Consider the following 25,625-nt stretch of genomic DNA (forward strand, 5'->3'; position numbering starts at 1 on the left):
GAACCTTGCGGTCGAGAATCGTGGCTAGAGCAGCCCGGATGGCGGCCATCGTCGTGGATTCGGGCGGGGCGTCGGCAAGTTGGTGCCCAGGCGTTTGACGGGCCGCTACACCAACGGCTCACCTGACCAGGGCGCGATTTTCGAAACGTTGACGATGCGTCTGACTGCCTTTGTCAGAAGGCAGTTGATGCCCGATGCGTGGCATGTATTCTGCCTGCGACTGCTCAGCACGAGCGAGTCGTAACTGTCTCCCGCCCCCGTGGCGGGCCCGCTGCGAGGCGGTGAGCGGATCCAGCGAGCCTACAGGCCATCCCCTGGGTCTTCCTCAGAGCAGGTGCGTCCTTGTGACTGCGCGACCGGGTCGACTGCCCGCGCCAGGTGCGGGCGGCTGACGCTGTCGTGGGATCCCCATCCCGAGCGGTGGCCCCACAGGGGCCTCTCTTTGGATGGCACGCGCTTCGGCCAGCACCGAAGCGCCGCCCTGCGACAGGAGGCACACGCCTATGTCCACCTTGGCCGCCTTTCCCGCGCCCGGCGCCTACGGCGACGAGGACGCCACCCGCGACGTAATCGGCAAGCTGACAGCCGAGCAGAACGCCTCGTTCGCCGCCGGGCTGCTGCAGATGCAACCGATCCCCGCGCCCAGCGAACTCCAGGCCCTGACTGCCGCAGCGGTCCCCCACCCGGCGGTGACGCTCGACAAGGACGCCGTCCAGGCACTCCTAGCCGGCGTCACGCACCACCACGAAGTCCTGGACCAGCTCGCCCACCCCGAGACCATGGCGGCGCAGCTTCACAGCGCCCGAAGCAACGGGCGCAAGAACGCCAAAACGCCGCTCCCCGCTGTCTCTCCCCTCGGTCGACTGAACCGGCTCACCACGGACATGTGCTACGCCTCGGCCGTGCACAGCCCCCTGCACCAGTTGCCCGGGCTGAAGGTCCTGCCGGTCAACCCGCGGTTCATCGCCCTGCTGCAGCACGCTTTCACCAAGGGTCGCGTCACCGACCCCGCGATTGAGGGCTCCACGCCCGGCCTGCTGGAGACTCGCCTGCCGACGCAGGCGCACCTGCGGGACATGATGGTCCAGACCGTCCAGCACCACCTCTTGGACTACGACTGGTCAGATTCCATCGCCCGCACCGGCATCCAACAGCCCCTGGTGGGTATGGCGATGCGCGTGCACTACGACGACGGCCACACCGAGCTGATCGTGGTGGTCATCGACGGCCAGTCCCGCCTGGTGTCCGCCTGGCGCAACACCCTGAAGATCGACGGCAGGAAGCTCACCAGCACCGAGGCCCGCTCCTACGCTGAGCAGATCGTCGGCCGTATGTTCGCGCACGACGCCGTGTCCGCGACTCGAAAGACCGTCAATGACGCCCTGCAGACCGCCGCAACGCACTCGTGGACCGCGCGGGAGGTACTCCTCCTCCACTCTCACGTTGCCCCAGTCAACCTCGTGCTGGGCACGTTCACCCGCACGGGCGAGCCGTGCGACGCCACCCAGTGGTTCACCGAGTTCCTCACCCAGATCCACCTGCGCACCCGATCCTGGGGTGGTGGTAGCGACCGGGAGAAGGCCGTCGCCGACGCCCTGAGCGCGGCCGTCCGCGCGGAGAAGCTCACCCAAGACGAGGCCGCGGCCCTCTCCGGGCGCCTGCACGGCGCGGCGTTCACTCGCGCTACCCGTTTGCCCTTCCACCCGGCTTTCGCGCGTGCGGCGCTGTTCGAGGCTGTCCTGTCCGCTGGTGCTGGCCCACACATCCGTGCCGCCATCGCCGAGTACCTGTCCCTCGACCCCAACGACAAGGGCTTCCCTCGGAAGCTGCTGGAGATCGTGGCGATCTTCGCAACCCGCTTCCTGCGCTCGGACGAGAAGACGGTCTTCCCTCAGATGGTCCACACCTGGGCCGATGGCGGCGCCATTACCCGGGAGATGTGGGCACGCGTCCCCAGTGGCGAGAACGCGTTCACCCTCACCCGCCTCGAGGCCAAGCACCTCGATCTGCCTCCCCGTATGGCCGCCAAGGCGGCCGTGGAGCATCTACGCAAGCGCGCCGAGGAGGACGACCCGACGGCACGGGACGAGCTCGCCGTGCTGGGTGGCGACGCCCTCATCGTGGCCGAGGCTTTGACCCGAGACCGCGGCTCCAAGGAAGACTTGATCTCCACCACGCCTCAGGATAAGAAGACCCCCTACCGCTCCAAGCCGCCCAGCATTGTCGCGGCACTCCGCGCTACTAAGGCCGGCCGTCTCATGCTCAGCGAGGCTCTGGCCGACTGGGTCGCGAAGGTCCCCGGCCAGCCCGAGGACTTTTCCCGCGGCTTCGTGGTTCCCAAGATCGAGATCGCAGACGACGGCCATCCCAAGATCGTAGCGCCCTACGGCTTGACCCAGCGCGCCACCGAATGGGACGTCTTCGACACCGCCTACCCGGGCCTGTCCAGCAGTCGGCGTAACCAGGTCGAGGCCCGCCAGAAGGCCGCCCGCGCCGCCGTCAAGAACGGCAACAAGGACGAAAGCGAGAGCGTCACGCTCAAGACGCTGCAGACGGACATCACCCGTGTCCAGCTGACCATCGAGAAGATCCTCGGCAGCAGCAACCCGCCCTGTTTCGCGGAGGCGGCCCACCGGGAGGAACTGCAACAGTTGCTGTGGAAGCTCGGCGGCGAAGTCCGCCTCATCCCGGTCGATGTTCCGACCCCCTCCGGCGATCCCTATGCCCTCCCCAAGGAGGGCGAATGACCGCCGGATGGACCCTCAGCGCTAGTCTCGCCACCGACATCGCGGCTGTCCCCGGACGCCACCTGGCCGTCCCCGTCGACGCGCTCGCCACGTGCGTATACCCGCTGCGTGACCGCCATGGCGCCTGGACCCCCCAGGCTCTGCCGCTGTGGCCCGTCGCGCTCTACGTCGCCCTCGACGAGCAGCACCGTTGCCTGTACACCGGCGTCGTGCAGCGCGGCACGACCGAGCATCCTGACATGAATGCTATCCGGCATCGCACCTCCGAGCATTACCGTGGTAATGAGCCCCCCGAAGCCCGCGCCACCTGGCACTTCCTGTGGGTCATCCCGCTCAACCACAGCCTTCCGCGTGCTGACCTCGAGGAATGGGAGACCCGGGTACGCCGGCGTACAGCGTCCACGCAAACACGCAGGAGCAGGCTGCTGCGCCCCGCAGTGTAGGGCCGCAAACTACCCGCTGACCCGAATTCGCATGCCTGGGTTCGGGCCGGCGGCGACGCGGCCCCCGGCGGCGCCAAGCGCAGCCCGGCTACGGCCTGATGCCCGCGCGAGCGGTCTGGAAGCGCCGCTGGATCATGGCCGTTCGTCCTCGAGCATAGGGGGATGTGCGTTCGCACATACCGATGGCACGGCCAGCCTTCCAGTCACAGCGGCCTCTCCACGGGCCGCTGGCACAAGGCTTCCGTGGAGCCACGACGGCCCCGACACCAGGGACCGCCAAGGGCAGTGACCACCAATCAGAACCTGGCAAGCGATTCTGCCCGTGATCAAGCAACACGTGCGCTGCTAACCAGATGCGGATTCCAGTGTTTCCGCAGGAGTCAGTGCTCACGAAGTCGCGCTCCCTACACGGATGGCATTTCAATGGCGTCACCGCATCTCACGACCGCTGGCTGCTCGGTGGCCCACATGCCACAGATGGGAGACCGCTTGTTTCCCGTGCCAGTCGACCATGCCTCGTTGTCAGTGCCTTGCGACACACTTCGAGGATGATCCTCGTACTGATCGAAAACCCACGCCTGTTGGTCGCCTTACTCGCTCTGATCGCAGCCGTCTACGGTGCGCGGCGTGCATGGATGCGCTGGGCGCGCCCGGTGGTACGAGCCCGGGTAGATGCCTTCTCGGCCGACACCGAACGCAGGATCTCCACCGCGATGCGGGAGGCCCTGGAAGGCGTCGTGACCCGCGGACCGGAGACTCGTGGCCTTGTCGCTGTATCCGTCCGGCGCTGGGCGCGAGCCATGCCCACGACCATGCTCTGGCAACTCGTCATCGTGCTCGTGGTGTTCCTGCTCGTAGACCTTGGCCCCATACCGCACGACATGAAGACCTGGGTTGCCGCAGCGCATGGGGAGTGGGATGCGATAAAGAGCCTGCCGGGAAAGGCTGTTGCTGTGGGGCAGCATCCGGGCCGGTTCTTGCCGCTTCGGTTTCTCTTTTTCTGCTTGATGTTCGGTCTAGCCCTCTTGGTGTGCTGGCCCGCACACCTGGCGCGTTCAGGAGGCGAGGCTCAGCTCACCGGTTCGCCGAGGCAGACGCATAGGCGCGAGGCCGCCGAAGGCGCCGCACTGAACTGGCCGGTCGTGGCACTGGCCGTGTGCGCGATCCAGTGCGGCCGTGCGTATCACGAGTTGCAGCGACAGTCCCAAGCGCCGACGGGAGTGCTGGAGCGCAAGCCAGTCTCCGTGAGGCGAGCGGAGAACGTGATCAAGCAGGCATGGCGCACGTGCTATCGGGTCGGCCCGTTCAACGGGGTGCGCCGCCACGACCGGAAGGTGCTCAAACAGCACGCCGAAAAGGTCATAGCCGCTCTGAGGAGTGCCGAGAGTCGCCAGTACAAAGACCCCTCGGGTGCGCTGCCCGAGTTGGCGACGATGCTCTTGGTGATCGCCGAACGGTACGCACAAGGCCGAGTCTCACAGCTGCTGGACGACGAGCAGCTCGAGAACGTACAGGTCACGCGGGATTGGGGGTGGCTACGGCTGCTGTTCGGCGGAGTACTGATCACAGTCGCGCTGGTTGGCGTGGCACAGATAGGGCTACCCGACACCGCCGTAAGCCCTGTAGCGGCACTGCTCATCACGCTGGTTCTCACCATGGTCTACCGAGGACGCCTTCCGAGCCTTGGCGACCTGATCGACATCATGCGGGGTGCGGATCGACGCTAGCCGATGATCATCAGCGCCCAGCACACCAGAGGTTGTCCAGGATCGTAAGACTCACCAGCATGGCCGTGGCGCAAAGTGATTCCAGAACCAGCGGGCCAGGAGCGCAATTGCGGCCGGAGGGCGCTGAACCTACCTCGGACCCAGTCCGTGATGCCCCCTTGATACCCGGCACCGGGAGACGTCGGGGCCCGTGCCAGAGTGATCGACATGATCCCCGCAGACGTTCCCGACGAGCCGCCGCTCACGTATGCCGACAGTTTCGACGTGCCGGTCCTGTTCCGTAACGGGCCCGCGAACAAGCCGCGCAGACAGTGGAGGACGGCCGAGCACCAGCCGTGGGCCGGGTCGAACGGCTTCCCGGCGGCCGACGGCTGGTACGCCCCGACCACCACGTGGCGGGAGATCATCAAAGCCGCCACCGAGGTCGGCCGGGACGTCACCCCGCACCTGCAGAACCAGCCACGCTACGCACACGGCGAACTGGTCGCTCGGGTTTCCCCGCTGTACGCCTACCTCGGCGCGCACTCCGTCGAGCCCCGTCACCCTGTGCCTGGGTCCAAGGGACGACGCCTGACCTGGAACCCGGTGTACGCGCACGGCACCGAGCGCAGCGCGAAGAACGCCGCCGGCTACCGGCTGGGCATGACGATGACCGAGTGGGCCTGCCGCTCGCTGCTGGGCCTCGGCCAGACTCAGCATCTTGAACTCGGCGGCCCCATCCCGGCTCTGTACGACACGTTCAAGGATCCAAAGAAGAAGCTGCCCGACCTGTGGGGGCGCCACGAGGCAGAGGAGATGTACTGGCTGATCGAGGCCAAGGGGGGCGACGTCGGCCTGGGCACGCTTCGCAAGGGGTGGGCGCAGCTGGCGGCCGGCAGCAAGATCCTCGGCGCGTACGCGCACCGCACCGTCCTGGTCGGAGCATCCGTACGGCCCGGTGACGATCTCTTTCTCACCATCGATCACGACCTGCACCCCGGCCAGCCGCCCCTCAGCCCTTACGGGTCCGGCATCGACGACGAGGCGGCGGGCCCGGGCAATCTGGAAGACCACCTCGGCGACAGCGACGACGCGCTCATCGGCGCGGCCCGCGCCCAGATGCTCACCTACCTCGCCTTGCGCTCCGCTCCCGCCTCGCAACTACGCACCGTGCCGGTGCCCGCCGACCGCACTTCCCGCCGCCGGCGCACCGGGCTCACGACGCCCCTGGAGCACGACGGGCTCACCCTCGCCATGCGGGCCGACGCCCGCGGAGCAGCGCTCCAAGCCGATCAGCAGACCTTGCGCGCCGGTATCCGCTTCATGGGGCTCGACGACTTCCTCACCTGCCGCATCCCCGGAACCGAAGTGCACCTCGGCATGTCCCGGAAGCTATTCGCCGCCTGCGAGCGCCTCCACGAGGAAGACCTCGCCATCGCCCGGCGCACTCCAGGACTTCGCGCCGAGGACGAGCCGAGCTTCGACCAAGAACTCAGCGACGAAGCCCAGGAAGAACAGCGGCTCACCCAACGGCGGATCTTCCGCGAACAGCAGGAGGAAGCCCGCCCCCGGCTGCGCCTCTTGCTCCGCGACGCCTACGAGCGGGGTGCGACGAGCGACTGGAGCGAACTGCTGCGCCGCCCCCAGGAGCCGGCACTCGACCTGGAAGGCGACGCGAGTCTTCTCGAAGCGGCGACCCCAGAGACGTACCTGGCTGTCAGTCGCTACGACCTGCCCCCGGTACGCGCCTAGATCTCCACATCAACCGACCCCGAACGGTGGCGGTGCGTTCCGGGGAGCCGCTCACCCAACCTGGATGACAGGGCGGTAGGTCAGCTGCCGTCGGCCAGCTGGAGCACCGTACGCACGGAGACGATTCGCTGATCTTGGGGCGCGGCCGACAGTCGGAGGCGGGAACTGATCACCGGCCGCTGGTCCTCATCGGCACCCCCAAGGGCGGTCCGCAGCGTCAAGGGCATCACGGGCCGCTGGTGTGGCGGGAAGTTCCCTACCGATTGTGCGTCCGTGAGCGCCGACTGAGCGTCAGCGTGCGTGGTGCTCAGGTGCTCACGCGCCCGCCCCTCAGTGTCCAGGGTGGATCACGACTGCGTGGCGGAACGGCAGTCTACGGAACCGCCGGCTGCACCCTGTTGGTCCTGGCGGACACACAACTCCAGCAGCGTCGCGAGGCGCAGATGGGGCCTCCTCCGGATGGCGCCGCCTCCCATCCGGGCGAAGGAAGTATCGCGTGCGCCGCCCGTCTCGCTCCCGTGTGAGGTAGCCGACTTGTTCCAGGTCCTCGATGATGCTCTGAACGGTGCGGTTCGGCGTCGATAGACGCCAGCAGGCCCCCGGATTCGCTTCACGGGGGCCTGCGGCGGTGGTTGATGTTCGGCTAGTTGGTCTTGCTGTTGTCGTCGGGCTCGGACTCGGTCGTCGTACGACGGCGGACGGCGACCAGGGTGACGACGCCCGCGATGACGAGGATCCCCGCGCCTGCGGCGATCCAAGGCGTGGCGTCGGCACCGGTGTGGGCGAGGGAGCCTGCCGGGGTCGGCGGCGAGGAGTCGCTGTCCGGGGCCGTGGCTGCGGTGGACGAGGAGTCAGCATCCGCTGTACCGGTGTCCGGCGCTGAGGGCTTGACCCCGCCGGTCCCGTCGCCCGGCGTGTCCGCAGGAGTCGGGGTGCCGGTGGGCTTGGACGTCGGCTTGTCCGAGGGGTGGGGCTTCGGGCTGGTGGCGGTTTTGGTGTTGGTAACGGTCACCGTCACCGGAGCGCCGGGGCCCGCGGTGAATGTCTTGGACGGCTTGTAGCGGTCGTATCCGGCGGGTGCCTTGACCTGCTTGACCCAGAACTCCATGTTCCGGCTCGACACCGGCAGCTCCCCTGAGGCCGTGCCCTTGTCCCCGGTCGTCAGGATGAGCAGCGTCGATGTGCCGGTGCCGATGTTCACCGTTGCGCCGGGCAGGAGCTTGCCGGTCTTGTCGTCCTTGGCCTGCAGGAGAACCTTGGCGGCCTTGAATGGGTCGGTGATCGTCAGTCGCGTGGTGACGCCAGGCGTGATGATGACGTCCTGGTCGGCGACAACCTCGTGGAGCGGGCTGTTGGAGGCGGTCTCCTTGAGTCGGTAGATGCCCGGGGCGAGGTCGGGGAAGGTCAGCTTGCCCTGCGCGTCGGTTGTCCCGTGTCCGGCCTCCTGGCCAGCTGAGTTGAGCAGCAGGAACGCGGCGCCGGGGAGCCCATCGCCGGCCGTGTCCTTGGTGGTGATCTCGACGCTGCCCGCGTCCGGGGCCGGTGTGTCGGCAACGGTGGCCGACGCGGAGGGGGTCGGTTCGGAGGGTTGGGCGTTCGCGGCCGGCGCCCAGGTGAGGGTGCCGGTCACTGCGGCGACGACTGCGGCGGATCGGACGGCGCCACGGACGAAACGAGCGTGCACGAGGAAGGGGGCTCCTTGATCGGTTGGTGGAAGGTCGGTCACCGCACGGGGATTCAGCGGGTGCGGGCTTGGCTGCGGGTGGCTGGCGGGGCGGGCGCCCGGTGCGCTGCGCGGCTCGCCGCGGGGCTTGGCGTGGTCGCGGCCCAGGCGCCGGGGAACCAGACGGTGGTGTACTGCTCGATGGCGTCGCGCAGCCCTGTGGTGACGGCTCCCTCCCAGGGTGGCCGACCGGGGCGGCGGTTGGTGCTGAACGTGCCGTACTGCTTGGTGTTCGGCCGGGTGTTGTGGGCTTCGTCGCGGCGGTGGAAGGTGCCGTGATCGAGGAAGCTGAGGGCGACCACGTCGATTTCACCGCGGTCCGGGTGGATGACCGCCACACGAAGTCCGCCGTAGGTGTCCGCGTGGATGGTGGCGGTGAAGTCGATCCGCAGCCGCAGCGGTGCGCCCGGGACCGGGGCGGCGAAGTAAGTGGCGCCCACGACGGCGTGGTCGTGGAAGGGGAGGCACAGTTCGGCGAAGAACTCGGCGGCGTGCAGGGACAAGGGGGATCTCCGGTCGGGGACGAGCCGGCGCTATCGGCGCGGGCCGGGCAGGGCCGGTCGGCTGTTGGTGCTCCACCGAGGGACACTCGCAGCCGGCAGCGCGGCCGGCCGACGAGAGGCAGCCCGCTGCACGTCGAGCGGAGTTGGGGCCTGCGGCTGCGGTGGGATGATGGGGGTGAGCTGGGCCATGCCCTCGATGTAGCTGAGGGTGTCCTGGCGCCACCGGGGAAGCGGAGCCGGATCGGCGACGCACTGGGTGACTGCGGTGAGCAGGGCGACGGGGGTGTCGGTGCTGGCCGTCGCGTACCAGACGGGCCGGTCGATGGATCTTCCCGCCCACAGCTGCCAGCGAGCGTCACGGGTGGTCAGCTCGGCTTCCGGATCGAGGTCCCCGGTGGTGAACTCCAGACCGGCGAGGCCGTCCGGGGCCTGGACGGCGAACACGCCCCAGCGGGGACGGTCGATCTCCCAGCCTTGTTGCAGGAGAGGCACGACGGCGAGGAAGGGATCGTGCTCGTCGGTTCCCGAGACCGGTCTGGCGAGGTAGGCGTCCGGCCCCTGTTCGTAAGCGGTGGCGAGGGCGGTGGTGAACGCCTGGACGAACTCGGTGGGGACGCGGTCGTTGAAACAGACGCCCCATGTCGGCGGGCCAAACTGGTCCTTGTAGGCGTTGATGCGCCAGAGCCCGTCGTCCTCGCCTTCGGGCAGGTAGCCCAGGCGCATGCGCCGGTCGGGAGCGTTGACGTACACGTTGCCGAGGTCGTCGTGCTGGAGGTCCCAGCCATGGTCGATGAGCGGGGTGAGGGCGGGGTCGCCGGTGTTGGTGCTGCTGGCGAGATGGCGCGGTGAGACGAAGACGTCTCCGTCAGGCGTGTGGGGGTCGTCGTGGAGGGACACGGGTTCCTGATTGGCGGCGTGGGCGGATGAGTCAGTCAGCGGGCAGCAAAGCTGCTCGTAGGGCGTCGGTCGAGCCGGTGTAGTGCAGCGTGCGAAGGCCCAAGCGGGCGGCGGCCTGGCAGTTGTCGGGGCGGTCGTCCACGAACAGGACACGTCGTGGATCACCGACCCCGGTGGCCGCCAGCGCCTGCTGGTAGATAGCCGGGTCGGGCTTGCACAGCTGCAGGCGGGCCGAGTAGAGCGCCTGGGTCATCATTCGGCGCCAGTCGTGGGTGTCCAGCACCGTACTGAGGTGGGCGGGTGCGTTGGACAACAGCACCATCGGCAGTCCGGTGGCATGGGCGCGGCGCAGGACGGACAGGACGCCCTCGTCGGTCGCGGTCCACATGTCGGTGTCTGCGGCGAGGAGTTCGCGCAACAGGCGGGGGCCCGGATGGAAGCCGAGGACGCGGGCCCAGTACGCCAGGTCGCTGAGCTGGCCGGCGTCGTAGAGGTCGCGGGCGTTCCAGAAGACGCGCTGGAATGCTGCGAGATCGTCTTCGGGCCAGGAAGCGGTACGGGCCAGCCGTAGCCACTGGGCGCGGGTGGGCTGCAGGCCGAGGACGCCGTTGTAGTCAAGGATGACGGCGTCGGGGCCAGTGGGGCGGGTCAAGGGGCGGTGTTCTCCAGGGCTCGGCGGGTGAGGGCGGCGAGAGCGGCTGCGAGGAGGGCGGGCAGCAGCAGGGCCGTGGGCAAGGTGGTGGCGCTGGCGAGGGCGCCGATGACGGCGGGGCCGGCGAGGAGGCCGAGGTAGCCGGTGACGGAGACCGTGGCGACGGCCCTCGGGCCGTGTCTGCCGGCGGCGGTGATCAGGGAGGGGACGGCGCTGGACAGGCCGAGCCCGAAGACCGCCCAGCCGGCCAGCGCCGCAAGCACGCTGCCGACCAGGACGCCGGTGGTCAGTCCGCCGGCGGCGAGCGCAGCGCCGGTTCGGACCACGGCAGGAGCGCCGAAGCGGGTCGTGAGCCAGTCGCCGGTGAGCCGGCCGATCGCCATGCCCATGCTGTAGAGGGCAAACGCTGTCGCGCTGAGGGCGGTTGTGGCGTGCAGCGTGTGCAGGTGCACTGCGGCCCAGTCGGCCGCCGCCCCCTCCCCCAGCAGGCTCGCAGCCGCCAGCGCACCCAACAGCCACACACCTCCCGCCCGGCCCTGACCGGCCCCCTGGGGCTCCGGCAGCTTGGGCTGGTCGGCGCCGCTCAGCGCGAGGGTGCGTGGCCCGGCCACGAGCACGGTCGCGGTCAGCGCGAGGCCGGTGGCCATAAACAAGGCGCTGTGGGCTGTGCGCGCAGTGGCAGCGGCCAGGGCGGCACCGCCCAGGGCACCGATCGAGTACGCGGCGTGCAGGGAGGACATGACCGGCCGGCTGGCGGCGTTCTGGCAGCGAACCGCCGCGGTATTGGCGGCGACGTCCAGGACACCGTGCGCGGCACCGAAGGTGACAGCCGCCGCGAGTAGCGAGGTCAGCGTCCGGCACTGCCCCAGCACGGCGAGAGCCGCTCCCAGTGCGACAGCTCCGCCAATCAGGAGCAGGGGAAGTCGGTCGGGCCGGGCGAGTCGGCCGCCGGCCTGCAGTCCGGCAACCATGCCGACAGCGGCGGCGAGCAGGACGAGCGACAGGCCGGCGGTGGTGAGGTGAGCGGCGTGCTGGACGGCCGGCATCCGGGCGCCCCAGACCGCCATCACCACGCCCAGGCCGAGGAAGTAGCTGGTCAGCAGGACACGGCTGCGGCGCACGGAAGCGTCGGCGCGGGTCATGCGGGGCGGCCACCCGCAGCAGGCTCGTCGGCCGTGTGCGGCACCAGGGCGACCTGCAGATGGCGCACAGCCTGCTTGGCACGGGCCTGTGCGAGGTCCGCGGTGGGCGCGGTGGTGATCAGGTAGCCGATGCGCGCGGTGAACATGTTGCCGCCGTCGGCCGGCAGGAGCAGTTGGTCACCGACCTGGTGCTGGAAGTGCACGCGTTCCAGCCAGCGCGGGCTGACGCCGTCGAATCCGAGGCGGAGCAGGGTGCCGGAGGTGTCGGGGTAGAGCAGCTGGATCGCGGCGGCCGAGGACCGGGTCGGGGTGAGGTCGGGGGCACGGCCGCAGGCGATGTCGGCGGCGGTGCGCGGCAGGTCGATGCCGGTGGCGAGCTGGACAAGATGGCCGATCATGTCACCGGCGATCCGGCCGTTGACCTCGACCAGCCGCGGCCGGCCGTCGACCAGCCGCATCTCGACATGGGAAACGCCGTCGGTGATTCCCAGGGCGTGGATCGCGGCGCGTGCCGCCGGTGCGACCACGTCGAGCAGTGGGTCGGCGGCGTCGACCGAGTGGGCCAGTTCCTCGAAATACGGCGGGGCGCTGACCGTCTTGCGGGTGACGGCCACCACGGTGGTCTCACCGCCGTAGGTGACACACTCGGCCGACACCTCGGGTCCGTCGAGATACTCCTCCACCAGCACGCTCGTGGACTCGAGTCCCAGCCCGGCCGCCTGGTCGGCGAACGCGAAGGCGGCGGTGAGCTGTTCGGGGGTGTCGGCGCGGATCACCCCGATGCTGGCCGCGTGCGCGGCGGGCTTCAGCACGACCGGGTAGCCGATCCGCTCGGCCGCCACCTGGGCCTCGGCACGCGTGCGCACGCTCACCGAGGCTGCCGACGGAACCCCGTGCCGGGCGAACAACGTACGGGAGGTGGCTTTGTTGCGGCATGCCTGCATGGCTTCCGGGGCAGTGGTGGGCAGGCCGAGCTGGCGGGCGAGGCGGGCGACCGGGACGAGGTACCACTCGGTCCAGGTGAACACGCCGGCAAGGTCGTAGCGGTCGGCCAGGTCCCGGCCGGCGGCGGACAGCGCCGCCTGGGCGGTCGGATCGGACACGACCACGCAGTCCCGCAGGTACGGCGTCTCCCACGAGGGCTCTTCGCCGGTGATCAGGACGACGTCGTAGACGGCGGCCACGGACTGAAGGCAGTACCCGCGGTACGCCTCGGCCTCCATGTCGGATGCGGCGACGACCAGGACGACAGGACGGTCGGGCAAGAACAGGCTCCTCAGAATCTAAAGAGGGGGCAGGGATATGTGGACGGCGGCCCTCGGCGGCGCAGGGCCGCTGAGTGTCCGGCGAGCAGCCGCCGCGAGCGGGGCCGGCGGAGCAGAGCGGCGAAGTCGGTGCCGGCCGAGGATGCTTAGGCGGGAGGAAACCGAGAGCTGTCAGTCGGCACGACGGCGGCGCAACTCGAACGCCGCAGCCCAGTGCGGGTTTTCGCTGATCAGCCGACGGGCGTAGAGGGCGGTGAAGTTGTTGTTCAGCCCGGCGACCCCGTACGGGAGTTGGCGGCGCAGGTCCTCGAAGAGGTCCTTCACGCCGACGCGTGTGGCGCCGGAGGCCAGACGGCGGGCGGCCATGCGTTCCAGGGCCCGGTAGACGTTCGGGTTGTGGGCGTCGAAAGCGTGGAACCGCTCGGTGATGGTGCGACCGGTCGCGCGGTGCGATCCGAGGGCGGCGATAGACATGAAGTTCTCCACAGGCTGAGGACGCAGCAGGGTCAGGTGCGCAGGACGGGATCGGTGCGAAGGCGGGCGAAGGAGCAGAACAGGCCGATGGCCTGCAGGGCGGCGCATGCGGTGATGACGTGTCCCAGTGCGTCGGGCGGGGTGAGCGCGGTGAGTACGCCGGCGACGGGGAAGGGCAGCAGGAGGATGAGGATGGTCGCCGACAGGGTGCTGCCGAACTTCTCCGGAGGGATCAGGCGGGAGCGCAGGGTGCGCAGCACGACCGTCATGCCTCCTTCGCCCGCCATGAGGACCGCGACTAGGACGAGGTAGGACCGGTAGTCGGGGGCCTGGGCGGCGGCGAGACAGCCGAGTGAGGCGAGGGCGGCGCAGGCGGCGCCGACCGGCCACAGACCGAGGCGGTCGATCGCAAACCGGCAGAATGTGACGCTGAGGAGCGTCGCTGCGGCAGCGGCGGACCAGACGAGGCCGACGGCGGTGGTGGACTGCCCGAAGTGCTTGACGACGATCACGGGGCCGGCCGCTTGGAGAAGGCCGGTGGCCAGGTTGGACAGGGTCAGCCCGGTCACGAGCCAGCCGAGCGCGGGCAGCGAGCGGATGGTGCGCCACCCGGTGAGCAGTCCGGCGCCGGACTGCCCCTTCGGCGCGCGGGCCGGTGCCACGGGCGAGGGCGGGGTGCGCAGGGCGAGCATGGCAGCCAGCAGCGAGAGCACGCTGATCATTGCGAGCATCGGCGGCGGCCCGGCGAGCAGGAGCACTGCGGCGAACGCCGGCCCGGCCAGGGTTGCGGTCTGGTCGATGCCAAGCAGGACGGCCTGGACACGGTGGGCCCGCCGTCCTGCTCGCCGTCCGGCGGCGGCGCCCGCGGTCTCGGCCGCGATATAGCTGAACTCGGTGAGCACGCCGGTCGTCGCCGCCAGCACCATCACGGTCGCGCCCGCCACGGTGCCGGACGGGTGGAGGTGGAGCAGGACCGCGCCAGCGGCGAGGGCCAGCGCCCTCCCCAGGGAGGCAAGGTGGAAGACCACCGAGGCACCGCGCCGGTCAACGACCGAGCCGGCCCACCCGAACGCGGCCAGCCGCGGAATCCACTCCAGGGCGAAGGCGGCGCCCGTCAGCGCAGCGGATCGCGTCGTGGCTAGGACAAGCAGCGGGATGCCGTAGGTGGACGTCGCGAACGCCAGCGCGTCCGCCGTGCGCGGCAGGTAGATGCTGCGCATCAGCCCGCCGGTGTGGCGTGCGTGCCGCGGTGTGACCGCTGCGCTCACGCGACCGGCTCAGGCTCGGGCACCCTGGCCACCTGGGGGTTGTCGGCCAGCCACTGGATCAGGAGGGTGCGGGGACGGGCCAGCCCCGCCTCGGCACCGTCGCCGGTCAGCGGAGAGAGAGCGTCGGCACGCTCGGTGGAGAGCGACGGTGCCAACAGGTCGAGGACGTGCCGGATACGGCGGCTGAACTCGCAGACGGGGGCCGGGACGGCGTGACGCCGGGCCCAGCGAGCCATCGCGTCGTACAGGTCGGCCAACTCCGCTCCTGCCTCGGTAAGTTCGAGACCGGAGCCGGGTGCGATCCGGACGAGGGCGTGGGCGCGGGCCGTGTCGGAGGCGCTTCGCAGTTGGTGCGTGGAGAGGTCGGGCAGGGTGCCGGCCAGCCGTCGCGGCGGTATGGCGCCGTTGTCGTCGATCTCGGTGACCAGGCGGATCAAGGAGCGCGAGGCGAGAAGTTCGACGGCGTGGCGTACTTCGGCAGGGGTGAAGGGGGTGCTCATCGGCGCGGGCCTCCCGCCGGGATGGCTGCCTTCGGGCGGGCGGTCGTACCGTGCGAGAAGAGATCGCGGTGGTGCCACGCCGGAGAGGATGCGGTCGTGCGAGCGGGTGGGAGCGCCGCGGGGGTCGGCCGTGGCTGGCTGCTGAGCCACGGCCTCGGCGCGGGCTTCGCCTGCGGGTGTCCCCAGACCGGATGTTGGGCCGCCTGGTCGAGGCTCTGCCCGGCGGACCAGGCGGACAGGGCGCCGAGCACGGGGCCAAGGCCGTCACCGGCTGCGGACAGCCGGTAGGGCTGGCCGATGCCGTCGGTGTCGACCAGGCCGTCGGCGACGAGCTGCCGCAGCGGCGGATAAATGTTGGTCCAGTCGCTGCTGGGCATCACGATCCGGGCCAGAGCCCGGCCGCTGACCTCCTGTCGGGACTTGAGCACCCACAGGATGGCGGCGGCGTGGCGCCGGGTGAGCAGGGTGAGGCCGTCCTCGATCTGCTCGATCGCGGGCAGCGGACCGTCCGCCTTCTCCAGGTGTTCCTCGGCCCAGGTGACGATCACCGGCAGGACCGGCAGCAGGGCCGCGCCACGTTCGGTGTGGCGGTAGCTCACGTGCCGTGCGGTGTGTTCGGTGCGTTCGACGAGTCCGGCGTCGCACAGAGACTTGAGCTTGGGGTGGAGCTGGCCGTTCTGCAGCCAGGACACCTTGGCCGCCAGCTCGCTGTAGCGCAGCGGCGGGCCGGAGAGGGCCAGGAGGATCCTCACGTTCCAGCGTGGGGTGATCATGGCGAGGGCCTCGGTGACCCGGGCGATGTCGGCGTCGGTGTCAGGGGGCAGAGCGGTGATGGCCAAGGGAGGAACTCCTGGGTGAAGGAAAGAGAGAGATCGCCTGGGTCAGCGGCTGTGTGCCGGGCTCGGCACCGGTAGAGGCGGAGCTGGAACGGACGGCGAGGGAGCCGGCGGGGCAGGCGTCGGGGCCGGGACGCGGGCCAGGCTCTGCAGGACGGCGGCGACCGACTTGGCCTGGACGTCGCGGACGGCGACGGCTTCGGCGAGCCGGCGTGCACCGTCGAGGAGGTGGGAGACCTCGTGCGGGTCGATCTGCCGCTCGGGGTGGATGAGCCGGGCGAGGTGGTCGCGGTGGACGTCGATGCTGCGCTCGGCGAGGGCGAGGTCGTCGTGCATGCCGAGCAGGGCGGAGAGCATGCCGGGCGGCTGGTCCTGGGCGTGGGCTTCGAGGTCGGCGAGCGGCGCGCAGTACAAGTCCTCGATCCGTCCGGCTATGTCGGTGGACGTGAGGTGGGGCAAGCGTGGGCTTTCACGGTCGGCGGGCCCGGGCCGCCCCGGCACGCTGCGGTGCCGGGGCGGCAGACGGGGGCAGGGTTGCGGTGGCCCTGAGCTGAGCCGTTCGCACGGGCCGAGCCTGCTGGGCAGGCGGGGACATGGTGCGCAGCAGTCCGCCGAGGGCGGCGCGGTAGCCGTCGCGGGCCTCCAGTGCGGCTTCCAGCCACTGCGCGTCGAAGCGGAGCTTGTCCGCCGACAGTTCGCCCATGTCGCGGTCCGGGTCCATGTCGGCGTGGACGCGGTCGCGGACGCGGGCGACCTGCTCCTCGGTGAGCGCCAGGAACGAATGCAGCTCCAGGGCACGGGCGAGCGCGGGCGAGGCACCTGGGCTGGCAGCCGTCTCGTGCAGCTCGGGTAGCGGGTTGCCGAAGACCTTCTGCAGGTCGGCGTCCATGGTGCTGGCCTTGTCCCGGCTCATCGGGCGGTCCTTGCCGGCCGCCACGCCGATGCCGGTGCGGCTGTGCCGGCGGGCCGGTGGGGAACGCTGGTCTGCACCGCCGGGCCGGTTCGGGGCCGGAGGCGGGCGAGGCGCTGGGCGGCGAGGTCCTTCTTCCCCGGGGCGTCCGGGTCGAGGAGCCAGCGCACGACCATGGCTCGGCCGTCGCGGGCGGTGACGGCCGCGTTCACCCGGTGGGCGAGGCCCATCGCCGGATCGTCGATCTCGCTGGGCTGGGTTTGCAGCGCAGCGAGGAGGTCGTCCTCCGCACGCTCCAGCACGGACTGGGCCTCGACGAGAAGGCCATGCCACTTGACGACGTCGGTGGCATCGGGATTCGCGGTCGGCGCGGCGGCGACCGCGGCCTTCAACTGGTCCATGCCCATGTCGAAGCGCGCTTCGATCCGTTCGGTGAGCACGCCCACGACATCCTCAGACTCATCGGATATGCCATCGGGCAAAGGGAAATCTCCTGTTCTGGAAAGGCCGATCCCTGGGGTGGGAGGGGCTGCCGTACCCGGTGGCTGAGCCGCTTACGGGCACCTGCTGGGCTCTGTCAGTCCAGGCACATTCGGACGTCGCGGTAGACGTACGTGCCGGAGACCCAGCCCTTGACCCCGGTGGTCTTGTCCGTGATGTAGAGCCAGTTGCCGCTCTTCTTGTGCACGGTGAAATTGTGGCTCTTGTAGAGCACGCCGAGCGCGGTGGACTTCGTGGTGGCCTTGGACCGGATGGTCACGGCCTTGGTGTGTACCTCGTACGGCAGCGGCGGCTGGGACGAGCAGCTGCTCGCGGGGGTCGCGCTGGCGGTGGTGGCGGACAGCACAGGCAGAGCGAGTGCGCCGAGCATGGCTGCGGATATGGCAATTCGGGTGGAGCGCATGCGGAAGAAACCTCCGTGAAGGCATAGGGATTGCGGGGAAGGTGCCGCGGGTGTTGTCCCGGCGGCTGTATAAGAGTCCGGATATTCGCCGGTTTGGCTAACCGGCGATCGTCGGCTATGTTGCGCCGCCCTGGTCGGCTTTGACGCTCAGCGTGAGCGGCCGGGCGGGCGCGGGGCAGGAGCCTTCGGCAAGCCGGCCGGGCGGCTAACTGCGGCTGCCGGGCGGACCGGCGGAAGAGGGCCGGCCTCGCCCGCGAGGCGGTCGTCGCACCACTGCAGTGCCTCGCCGAGCGTGTCGAAGCCGCCCTCGCGCAGGGTGTGCGTCCACGTCTCGGTGTCGACCTCTTCGACCACGACGCGGAACGGCGAGGGAGCTCGCTCGTCCAGGGCACGCAGGGCCACGACGATGACCATGTCGTCCGGGTCGTCGCTGGTGTAGGAGTAGCCCATGGCGTAGTGGTCGCCGTCGCCGGCGAGGCGCAACTCCAGCGCGCGCGTGGCCTCGTCCGCTGGCGGCGGGCCCAGTGGGGCGAGGGCGATGGCATCGGACGGACAGCCACGGTGGATGAGCCAGGACTGCGCCATCGCGGGCAGCGGCAGAGGGGCATGCTCGAAGCTGAACGTCCGCTTCTCGCGGTCCCGTTGCAGATGCACGGCGAGCACCTGCGGCATGCCGGGGTGCCCCCAGGTGGTGGTGCGGTCGAACAGGACGTAGTAGCTGTGCGGGCCGTCGTGGTGTTCGGCGAGGGGAACGAGCATGTCCTCGTGGACGGCGACCTTGCGGTAGAAGTCGAGGTATTTCTCCTCGTCGGCGTCGAGGTCGTCCAGATCGAAGTCGACTTGGGGGATGGACTTCCGGCCCGGCGCCGGGTCGGTCGGAGACAACAAGAGCCTTTCGGTGAGGTCAGCGCCGCTGCGCCGGGGTGAGCCACGATGCGCCGGGGCGAGCCGGGACCTTCGGCGCCTGCACCGTGGGAGCCCGGCGGGCGGCGAACAGCGCGGCCCGTCCGGCGTCGGTGAGCGCGACCGGCTGGCCGACGTGCACGGGGTCGCCGGTGTCCCGGACGACCAGGCCGGCATCTTCCAACTGCTGCAGGGCGGCATGAGGGATTCGGGTACCGGAGGCGGTTGTGACGGACATCCGGCCGGTCAGCAGGTGTTCGTAGAGCTTGGCGCCGCCGGCGATGGCGAGCAGCGCGGCCTGGTCGTCCGTCGAGAGCTGCCGGGCGTCGCGCGCGGAAGCCACCGCTGCGGCTTCGATGGGCTCCAGGGCGGCGAGCACCTTCCTAGCCGCGGCGTCCCGCGCGGCGGCGGCCTCTTCCAGCTGGTCCACGGTGCGGTCGAGGCGCGTGATTAGAGCGCTGTCGACGTCGAACTCGCCGCTGGACAGGCGGTTGAGGAGCCGGAGGTAGAAGGTGACGCTGGTCTGGGCCTTAGCCAGTTCACGGTGCCGGTCGACCACTTGGGCGTGCTGCTCGTCGAGGACTTCGCGGTCGCGGTAGGCCCACAGGGTGTCGATGTCGTGCCCGGTGACGGCTTCGAGGCGGTGGTCGAGCGGGGAGACCGCACGCCGGGCGGGTGCCGGCGCGGGTGGAGGGGGCATAGGCGGACCTCTGTACGTTCAGCGGGTGTGACGGTGCGCGGGGTTTGGGGCGGGACGGGGCAGCCCCGGCAGTGCGGTGGGCGGCGGACCGGGCCGGGTCACGGGAGCGCGGGTGGTCAGCTGCGGGGAACGCGAGCGTGCCGCGTGGGTGCGGGCGCTCAGCGGCCGATGGGTCATCCCCAGGCGGCGGCCGACCTCGTCGTAGACGTCGTTGCCTGCTCGCGGCCGGATGGCGACGACGTGGATCTCCTTGGGATGCGCGGACTCTGCGGGTGCCGGGCGGACGCCGTAGACGACACGCCAGTCCTTGCGCGAGTCCACGAACAGCTTCCTGAATCCCTCCAGGTCACCGTCGAGACACAGGCCGAAGCGCTGCGCGTTCACGACTTCCTGCAGGTAGGCGAGGGTGAGGTCGCGTATGTCGCTGGGGGCCTGGAGGAGATCGGTCAGCGCGCGGGGGTCGAAGCTCAGTGCGAAGGCGGGCTGTCCCGCTCCCGCGGTCATGACGTCGGCTCGTGCGGTTCGGCGGCTTGTGTCGTGTTCGCCGTCTCCGTGCGCACGGACGGCGGCGGGCCGGGCAGAAGGCGGTGCGCGGGCCGGTCGGGCGAGGTCATGCAGGCCGACAGCGGCCCACCCGGCGCGCGGATCGCCGCGACGGCGTGGGTGAGGAAGTCCCGGTGCCACACGAACAGGCCGGACAGCCCGGCTTCGGGATCCTTGTGCTGCTGGTAGGCGAGCCACAGGGCGTGGAGCCAGGCCACGACGTCGTCGTGCTCCTGCCACTGCAGGCACCAGGGTGCCGCGGTGGTGACCTCCGCCCCGTACACCGGGAGGAAGAAGTCATCCACCCAGTCGGACAGGGCGTCGAGTTCGTCCTCGCGTTCTTCTCCGTCGAGTTCCAGGATCGGGCGGGGCTCCGGTGGAGCGGCGGGAGGCGGCCCACCGAGTCCTGGCATGCCGAAGGCCGCGAACGGTGATCCGCTGGGCGGCGGGGCGGACGCGAGGTGGTCGAGCTGCTGAGCCTGTTGCGCCGACTGCTCCATGAGCCGCCGCACGCTCGCCTCGATTCCCTCCAGCTGTCGGTCCGGGATACGAACCGGCTCCAACTCGCCATCGTCAGGCGACTTTGTTGATTCGGGCATTGAAAAGCTCGGCCTCCTACGAGACACGGGATGAGAAAAGGACAGAAGCGTCGGCGCGCGGCCCATCCGGCGAGCTGCACGGCCACTGCGGCGGTATTTCGCCGACGGCTACGCGTGGGGAGTGGGAGCCGGTCGCCTTGGTAGCAGGCAAGGACGGGGCTCAGCCGGTAAGGTCCACGTCGTCCTGCGCGAGGGTCCGGCGGATCGTCTCGGTGAGCCGGTCGGCCGCGATCGACGCGTAGTGCTCGGTCTTCTCCACGCCGATGAAGTCCCGGCCTTCCAGCAGAGCGGCCACGCCCGTGGAGCCGGAGCCGGCGCAGAAGTCGAGGACCGTGCCGCCCTCGGGGCTGATCTTGACCAGCTCGCGCATCACCTCGACCGGCTTCTGCGTGATGTGCCGGCGCTGCGCGCCCGAGGGCTGCGACGCCGAGTACATGCCGGGCAGATAGACCGGGTTCCGGGAGCCGTCGATCGGCCCCTTACTGGCCCACACGATGAATTCGCAGTTCTGGGTGAAGCGGCCCTTCTGCGGCCTGGCCTGCGGCTTGTGCCAGGCCAGCACGCCGCGCCACAGCCACCCGGCGGCCTGGATCGCGTCCGTCGTCGTCGGGAGCTGACGCCAGTCGGTGAACAGCAGCGCGGTCCCGCCGGTCTTCGTCAGACGGTGCGCTTCGGTCATGATCTGCGTCAGCCAGAACGCGTAGGACCTCTGGTCCATGTTCTCGCCGGTGAAGTCGGCGAGGTCGTTCTTGGCATCGGCGGAGGTGTACTTCTGCTTCGCGGAGCGGGTGGTGCGCTCCTTCGCGGTCCGGCCACCGCTGTTGTACGGCGGGTCGGTGATGACGGAGTCGACGCAGCCGTCCGGAAGGCCGGAGAGAACGGCCAGAGCGTCGCCCTGGTGAAGGGAAAAAGGCAAAGATGGACCCCTATTCGGGTGCGTATTCACGGGAGGAACTAGCCGCCTCGCACAGGAGTCCTCGCAGGCCGGAAGTGGGCATGAAGAAGCCCAGGGCCGCAGACCGAGGAGGCGAGGGGGAGTCCAAAAACTGTAGAGGCGAATCCGCCGACGACCAAGAAGTGCCGTGCGGGGGTGCCGGATTCCGGCACCTCGCGCCAGCTTTTTGGTCAACCGCCAATCCGCATCTACTGTTTTTGAACCGCCCGGCGCACACCGCCGCTGGCTACTCCCCCGCCACACCTCACGGAGGTACCCCCTTGCCCCGGCACACCTAGCTCACGGCCCGGCCAGCTGGAGCGAGCGGCAACTCGCCCCGTGCTGACCCGCCTTGATCGCCCACCCCGGCCGCCGCGCCCTTCCACCACGCCTCGCGCACGCGGCACGCCGGACACCGCACCCCCGAAGGACACGCTCATGACGTCTCGCCACCCACCCCTGCACGACACCGCTGGCCCACGAGCGGTCCGCTCCGGTTGAAGGCGCTCGCCGCCGGCATCGGCGTCGTCTTCCTCTCCCCGCTCCTGCTCGCCGGCACCGGCATGATGATGGCGTCCTCCGCAGACGCCGTTCAAACCAGCAGCAGCTCCCTCATCTGCCTGAACGACATCGACACCAGCAAGGTCGCCGAGCAGGTCACCAAGATCCTCGACGGGGCGTCCGGCAAGAACGTCCACGTCGAGGGCCTGGACCTGCCCGCCGAGCAGATCCCCAACGCCCAGACGATCGTGGCCACCGGTATCAGCCTCGACGTACCCAAGAAGGGCCAGGTCATCGCCCTCGCCACGGCGATGCAGGAGTCGCGGCTGCGCAACCTCAACTACGGCGACAGGGACAGCCTTGGGTTGTTCCAGCAGCGTCCCTCCCAGGGCTGGGGCACCGCCCAGCAGATCCGCGATCCGACGTACGCGAGCGAGCAGTTCTACAAGCACCTGCTCAAGGTGAACGGCTGGCAGCAGATGACCGTCACCCAGGCCGCCCAAGCAGTACAGCAGTCCGGCCTGCCGGACGCCTACGCGCAGTGGGAGCACCTGGCCACCGCCCTGCAGGAAGCCATCGCCAAGACCTTCCCCGGCGCCGGCAACGACAAGGACGCCAAGGATCCGAACCCAGGCAAGGACCCAGGAGCCGGCACCACCGGCTGCGCTCCGGGCCAGGACGGCTCCGGCTTCGGCCCGATCCCCGAGGGCAGCGTCCCGAAGGGATACAAGATCCCCAAGGACGCCGACCCGAAGGCACACAAGGCCATCGAGTGGGCCATGCACCAGCTCGGCACCCTCTACCAGTGGGGCGGATCCTGCACCAACGCCCACGGTCCCGACCCGATGGGCCGCTGCGACTGCAGCTCGCTGATGCAGCAGGCGTACGCGCACGCCGGCGTCACGCTCACCCGCACCACGTACACGCAGGTCAACGAGGGCAAGGCGGTCTCGCCCGCCCAGCTCAAGCCCGGTGACCTCGTCTTCAGCCGCGGTACCGCGAGCCGTCCCGAGCATGTCGGCATGTACATCGGCGAGGGCCTCGTCATCGAGGCACCGCGCACCACCAAGCCGGTCCGGATCACCCCAATCAAGGACTGGACGATTCTCGCCGCCCGCCGCGTCATCTGACGCCACCGCCCGGCCACCGCTCCAGGCCGGCCGCCGCGGCGATCTCCCGCGCCCCGAGCGCATCTCCCCACCCCCTCTGCTTCCCCTCCCCCCGCCGGCCCCTCGTCTGGCCCGCGTATGCAAGGAGCCCGCCACACCTATGTCCCTCCCTCTCGCAGACCGCGTCATCCAGCTCGCCTACGACCCAGGGATCTCGCCCAAGGGCGGCGGCCTGCCCGGGCTCAGCGTGCTGAAGAACGTCGTCAACTCGATCAACATGTTCGGGATCATCGCCGTCGTCGGCGCCCTCGCCGTCTCGCTCGGCGTGTGGGCATGGGGCCACCACACCGGCGGCCACCAGGCCGAGGCCAACGGGAAGAAGGGCGCCGTCGTCGCCGCGGGCGCCGCCCTCGGCCTCGGCGCCGCGAACGGAATCGTCGCGTTCTTCTCCACCCTCGGCTCGCAGGTCCACTGATGCGGAACCGATTCCCCACCCTCTCGCTGTCCTCTTACGGCGTCGGCTGGTCGGCCAACCGACGCATCGCCATCGTCGCTCTGGTCGTCACCGTCCTGCTCACCATCGCCGCAGCCGTCGCCTGGCTGTCCGGCAGCGGCAACGCCCACCGGGATCCGACAGCTGCCGGGCCAGCCGCGACGCACAGCCCGTCCTCCTCCGAGGCCCCCGCCCCGAAACCCGAGGCCGACTCCGGTTCCGTGCCCAAGCCTCCGCAGATCTCCGAGCCGGTCGCGTACGCCAAGGCAGCAGCCCAGATGCTGTGGTCCTACGACACCCGCGACACCAGCCGCGACCATCAGCTCGCCGGCATGCGCGAGTGGATGACCAAGGAGCCCACCTACGCCGACTGGGCGTCCGTCTCCGGCCAGGTCCCTGATCCGTTGCTGTGGTCGCGGATGGCCGACCAGGACCAGCACGCCACCGCCCGCGTCACCGAAGGCCACTACCCGGGCGCGTTCAAGCAGGCCCTCGCCGAGGACCCCTCGGCGATCACCGAGGCGTACATCTACGTCGTCACCGTCAACGGCAAGCAGCAGATCGCCTGGAAGAAGGGCGGCGGCGGAGCCGAGGACCGCGCCGTGACCCTCGCCGTGCAGTGCCGCCCCGGCCACGACTGTGCCCTGGCCGCCATCGCTCCGAGCGTCACGCAGTGACCCGCGCCTGACACGAGACAAGGAGGAGTAATTCCCCGTGGGTTTCTGTGATTACCCCCTGGCGGACAAGCTCTGTGCCGTCGGCGACGCGGTCGATTTCGCCTCGGACCCTGGCAAGGCCATCGGTGACTGGATGGCGAAGTCCGCAGGTGAGCTGGCTGCGGCAGCGGCCGACTTGGCCGCCAAGGCGGTTAACACCACCACGAGGGTCGACCTGAACGCCGGATGGTTCCGCGACAACTACGAGATGCTGCTGCCGTTGGGCCTGGTCCTGCTGGTCGCCACCTTCTGCGCACAGCTCGTCCGGGCCGCTGTCAGACGCGACGGACAAGCCCTCACCCAGGCGTTCACCGGCACCATGTCAGGGGTCCTGTTCGCGTTCTGCGCCATCGCCCTGACCACGGTCGCCGTCGAAGTCGTCGACGCCGTCAGCGACGGCCTGTTCAAGACCGCGCACCTGAGCATCGAGTCGGCCGTGCGCCGCATCGTGAAGGTCAGCCAGATCGGATCCCTGGCCGGACTCGGCTGGCTCGTCCCGGTCGTCGTCGGTCTCGGCGCCGCCATCGGCGCCTTCCTCTACTGGTGCGTGATGATGGTCCGCAAGGTCGGCATCCTCGTCATGGTCACCCTGGCCGTCTTCGCGTCCGCCGGCGGCGGTTGGGAAGTCGCACGCCGCTGGCGCAAGGGCTGGATCGAAGCCACCGCCACCCTCGTCGTCAGCAAGCTGCTGATGACTGTGATCTTCGTGCTCGGCATCGCCTCCATGGGCAAGACCGACGCCAAGGACGGCATCGCCGCCCTCGCCGACGTCATGTCCGGCATCGTGATCATGATCCTGGTGCTGCTGTGCCCGTATGCCGTGTTCAAGTTCGTGCACTGGGCGGCCGACGGCACCGACGGCGAGTCCATCCACCGCGCTGGCGGCGCCGGAGCGCAGATCGCCAAGGCCCACGCCGAGAACGCCGCCCGCAAGGCCGCGGCAGCAGCGGCCACCGCCGGAACCGGCGGCGCGGCAGCCGGAGCGGGTGTCACCGCCGCGCAAGGCCCCGACGCCGCAGGCGGAGGCGGATTCCCCGGCGACATCGCCGCCAACCCGACCGGCGACAGCGGCGGCAGCAAGGACGCTTCGCAGGGTGGCGGAACGGGCGGCTCGCCCGGTGGCGGTGCCATGAAGTCCGGCCTGGAGAAGGCCGTCCAGCCCGCGCCGACGAGCGTCTCCGACGACACCAGCGGCCAGGTGGGCGGCAGCCCGGGGCCGGGCGGATCCGGCGCGAGCGCCGCGTCCGGCCAGCAAGGCGGCTGGCAGTCAGTGCCGCCGACCGCGACCCCGCCGCCGCAGGGCGCACCACCGTCCCCCGGGGCACAGAATGCCACGCCCAGCGGAACGGCCTCACCGCCGCCGCCTGCGACCGGCCTCTGATCCCCTGCCGTCTACCGGGGCGGG

At 70.1% G+C, this 25,625-nt stretch carries 27 protein-coding genes; 8 read left to right on the forward strand and 19 right to left on the reverse strand.

Going from position 1 to position 25,625, the window contains the following annotated elements:
- Positions 1-503 precede the first annotated feature (503 nt).
- The 4 genes from Saso_RS30045 (at position 504) to Saso_RS30060 (ending at position 6,648) form a co-directional block, all read left to right on the forward strand.
- Positions 504-2,747, forward strand: coding sequence for a hypothetical protein (locus Saso_RS30045; RefSeq protein WP_189925684.1), 2,244 nt, complete (start codon positions 504-506; stop codon positions 2,745-2,747).
- Entirely contained in the window at positions 2,744-3,190 is a 447-nt protein-coding gene (locus tag Saso_RS30050; protein ID WP_189925682.1) for a hypothetical protein, read from the forward strand. The genes Saso_RS30045 and Saso_RS30050 overlap by 4 nt, the downstream gene beginning before the upstream one ends.
- A gap of 548 nt (positions 3,191-3,738) precedes the next feature.
- Positions 3,739-4,917, forward strand: coding sequence for a hypothetical protein (locus Saso_RS30055; RefSeq protein WP_189925680.1), 1,179 nt, complete (start codon positions 3,739-3,741; stop codon positions 4,915-4,917).
- A gap of 207 nt (positions 4,918-5,124) precedes the next feature.
- A complete protein-coding gene (locus Saso_RS30060; protein WP_229901445.1) occupies positions 5,125-6,648 on the forward strand; it encodes a gamma-glutamyltransferase in 1,524 nt (507 codons plus the stop codon).
- A gap of 643 nt (positions 6,649-7,291) precedes the next feature.
- On the opposite strand, the gene Saso_RS30065 is transcribed toward Saso_RS30060, so the two are convergent.
- The 19 genes from Saso_RS30065 to Saso_RS30155 form a co-directional block, all read right to left on the reverse strand.
- Complete coding sequence (locus Saso_RS30065; RefSeq protein WP_189925677.1) at positions 7,292-8,332, reverse strand: SpaA isopeptide-forming pilin-related protein; 1,041 nt, start codon at positions 8,330-8,332, stop codon at positions 7,292-7,294.
- Positions 8,333-8,385: 53 nt separating this feature from the next.
- A complete protein-coding gene (locus Saso_RS30070; protein WP_006143140.1) occupies positions 8,386-8,874 on the reverse strand; it encodes a hypothetical protein in 489 nt (162 codons plus the stop codon).
- A gap of 30 nt (positions 8,875-8,904) precedes the next feature.
- The gene (locus tag Saso_RS30075; protein ID WP_189925675.1) at positions 8,905-9,771 is read right to left on the reverse strand and encodes an SPDY domain-containing protein; all 867 of its coding nucleotides are present in this window, start codon (positions 9,769-9,771) and stop codon (positions 8,905-8,907) included.
- Positions 9,772-9,802: 31 nt separating this feature from the next.
- The gene (locus Saso_RS30080) at positions 9,803-10,423 is read right to left on the reverse strand and encodes an HAD family hydrolase (protein ID WP_189925673.1); all 621 of its coding nucleotides are present in this window, start codon (positions 10,421-10,423) and stop codon (positions 9,803-9,805) included.
- On the reverse strand, positions 10,420-11,565 hold the full coding sequence (locus Saso_RS30085; protein WP_189925671.1) for an MFS transporter: 1,146 nt from the start codon (positions 11,563-11,565) through the stop codon (positions 10,420-10,422). The genes Saso_RS30080 and Saso_RS30085 overlap by 4 nt, the downstream gene beginning before the upstream one ends.
- Positions 11,562-12,788, reverse strand: a complete 1,227-nt coding sequence (locus Saso_RS30090) for an ATP-grasp domain-containing protein (RefSeq protein WP_189926006.1) — start codon at positions 12,786-12,788, stop codon at positions 11,562-11,564. The genes Saso_RS30085 and Saso_RS30090 overlap by 4 nt, the downstream gene beginning before the upstream one ends.
- Before the next feature lie 213 nt (positions 12,789-13,001).
- Positions 13,002-13,304: a hypothetical protein gene (locus Saso_RS30095; RefSeq protein ID WP_189925670.1), complete on the reverse strand. Its 303-nt coding sequence runs from the start codon at positions 13,302-13,304 to the stop codon at positions 13,002-13,004.
- 32 nt (positions 13,305-13,336) lie between these two features.
- A complete protein-coding gene (locus Saso_RS30100; protein ID WP_189925668.1) occupies positions 13,337-14,572 on the reverse strand; it encodes an MFS transporter in 1,236 nt (411 codons plus the stop codon).
- Positions 14,569-15,072, reverse strand: coding sequence for a regulator (locus Saso_RS30105; protein ID WP_189925666.1), 504 nt, complete (start codon positions 15,070-15,072; stop codon positions 14,569-14,571). Before Saso_RS30105 ends, Saso_RS30100 begins: the two co-directional genes overlap by 4 nt.
- Complete coding sequence (locus tag Saso_RS30110) at positions 15,069-15,911, reverse strand: winged helix-turn-helix transcriptional regulator (RefSeq protein WP_189925663.1); 843 nt, start codon at positions 15,909-15,911, stop codon at positions 15,069-15,071. The genes Saso_RS30105 and Saso_RS30110 overlap by 4 nt, the downstream gene beginning before the upstream one ends.
- Positions 15,912-15,953: 42 nt before the next feature.
- On the reverse strand, positions 15,954-16,367 hold the full coding sequence (locus Saso_RS30115; RefSeq protein WP_189925661.1) for a hypothetical protein: 414 nt from the start codon (positions 16,365-16,367) through the stop codon (positions 15,954-15,956).
- A gap of 10 nt (positions 16,368-16,377) precedes the next feature.
- The gene (locus Saso_RS30120; RefSeq protein ID WP_189925659.1) at positions 16,378-16,821 is read right to left on the reverse strand and encodes a hypothetical protein; all 444 of its coding nucleotides are present in this window, start codon (positions 16,819-16,821) and stop codon (positions 16,378-16,380) included.
- Positions 16,818-17,300: a hypothetical protein gene (locus Saso_RS30125; RefSeq protein ID WP_189925658.1), complete on the reverse strand. Its 483-nt coding sequence runs from the start codon at positions 17,298-17,300 to the stop codon at positions 16,818-16,820. The genes Saso_RS30120 and Saso_RS30125 overlap by 4 nt, the downstream gene beginning before the upstream one ends.
- Before the next feature lie 95 nt (positions 17,301-17,395).
- Positions 17,396-17,689, reverse strand: a complete 294-nt coding sequence (locus Saso_RS30130; protein ID WP_189926004.1) for an SH3 domain-containing protein — start codon at positions 17,687-17,689, stop codon at positions 17,396-17,398.
- Positions 17,690-17,869: 180 nt separating this feature from the next.
- Complete coding sequence (locus tag Saso_RS30135; RefSeq protein WP_189925657.1) at positions 17,870-18,610, reverse strand: hypothetical protein; 741 nt, start codon at positions 18,608-18,610, stop codon at positions 17,870-17,872.
- A 16-nt stretch (positions 18,611-18,626) separates the two neighbouring features.
- Positions 18,627-19,325 (reverse strand): hypothetical protein, encoded by a 699-nt coding sequence (locus tag Saso_RS30140; protein ID WP_189925656.1) that lies wholly within the window; start codon positions 19,323-19,325, stop codon positions 18,627-18,629.
- Between the two features lie 18 nt (positions 19,326-19,343).
- Positions 19,344-19,829, reverse strand: a complete 486-nt coding sequence (locus Saso_RS30145) for a hypothetical protein (RefSeq protein ID WP_189925655.1) — start codon at positions 19,827-19,829, stop codon at positions 19,344-19,346.
- Positions 19,826-20,368, reverse strand: coding sequence for a DUF4913 domain-containing protein (locus Saso_RS30150; RefSeq protein ID WP_189926002.1), 543 nt, complete (start codon positions 20,366-20,368; stop codon positions 19,826-19,828). Before Saso_RS30150 ends, Saso_RS30145 begins: the two co-directional genes overlap by 4 nt.
- Positions 20,369-20,627: 259 nt before the next feature.
- On the reverse strand, positions 20,628-21,383 hold the full coding sequence (locus Saso_RS30155) for a DNA-methyltransferase (protein WP_189925654.1): 756 nt from the start codon (positions 21,381-21,383) through the stop codon (positions 20,628-20,630).
- A 515-nt stretch (positions 21,384-21,898) separates the two neighbouring features.
- On the opposite strand from Saso_RS30155, the gene Saso_RS30160 reads away from it, so the two are divergent.
- The 4 genes from Saso_RS30160 (at position 21,899) to Saso_RS30175 (ending at position 25,601) form a co-directional block, all read left to right on the forward strand.
- Positions 21,899-23,032: a C40 family peptidase gene (locus tag Saso_RS30160; protein ID WP_189925653.1), complete on the forward strand. Its 1,134-nt coding sequence runs from the start codon at positions 21,899-21,901 to the stop codon at positions 23,030-23,032.
- A gap of 139 nt (positions 23,033-23,171) precedes the next feature.
- Complete coding sequence (locus tag Saso_RS30165; protein WP_006143162.1) at positions 23,172-23,486, forward strand: DUF6112 family protein; 315 nt, start codon at positions 23,172-23,174, stop codon at positions 23,484-23,486.
- Positions 23,486-24,181, forward strand: a complete 696-nt coding sequence (locus Saso_RS30170) for a hypothetical protein (RefSeq protein ID WP_189925652.1) — start codon at positions 23,486-23,488, stop codon at positions 24,179-24,181. Before Saso_RS30165 ends, Saso_RS30170 begins: the two co-directional genes overlap by 1 nt.
- Before the next feature lie 37 nt (positions 24,182-24,218).
- The gene (locus Saso_RS30175; RefSeq protein WP_189925650.1) at positions 24,219-25,601 is read left to right on the forward strand and encodes an SCO6881 family protein; all 1,383 of its coding nucleotides are present in this window, start codon (positions 24,219-24,221) and stop codon (positions 25,599-25,601) included.
- Positions 25,602-25,625 lie beyond the last annotated feature (24 nt).

Origin of the sequence: Streptomyces asoensis (genome assembly GCF_016860545.1) — a bacterium.
Taxonomy (GTDB): Bacteria; Actinomycetota; Actinomycetes; order Streptomycetales; family Streptomycetaceae; genus Streptomyces; species Streptomyces asoensis.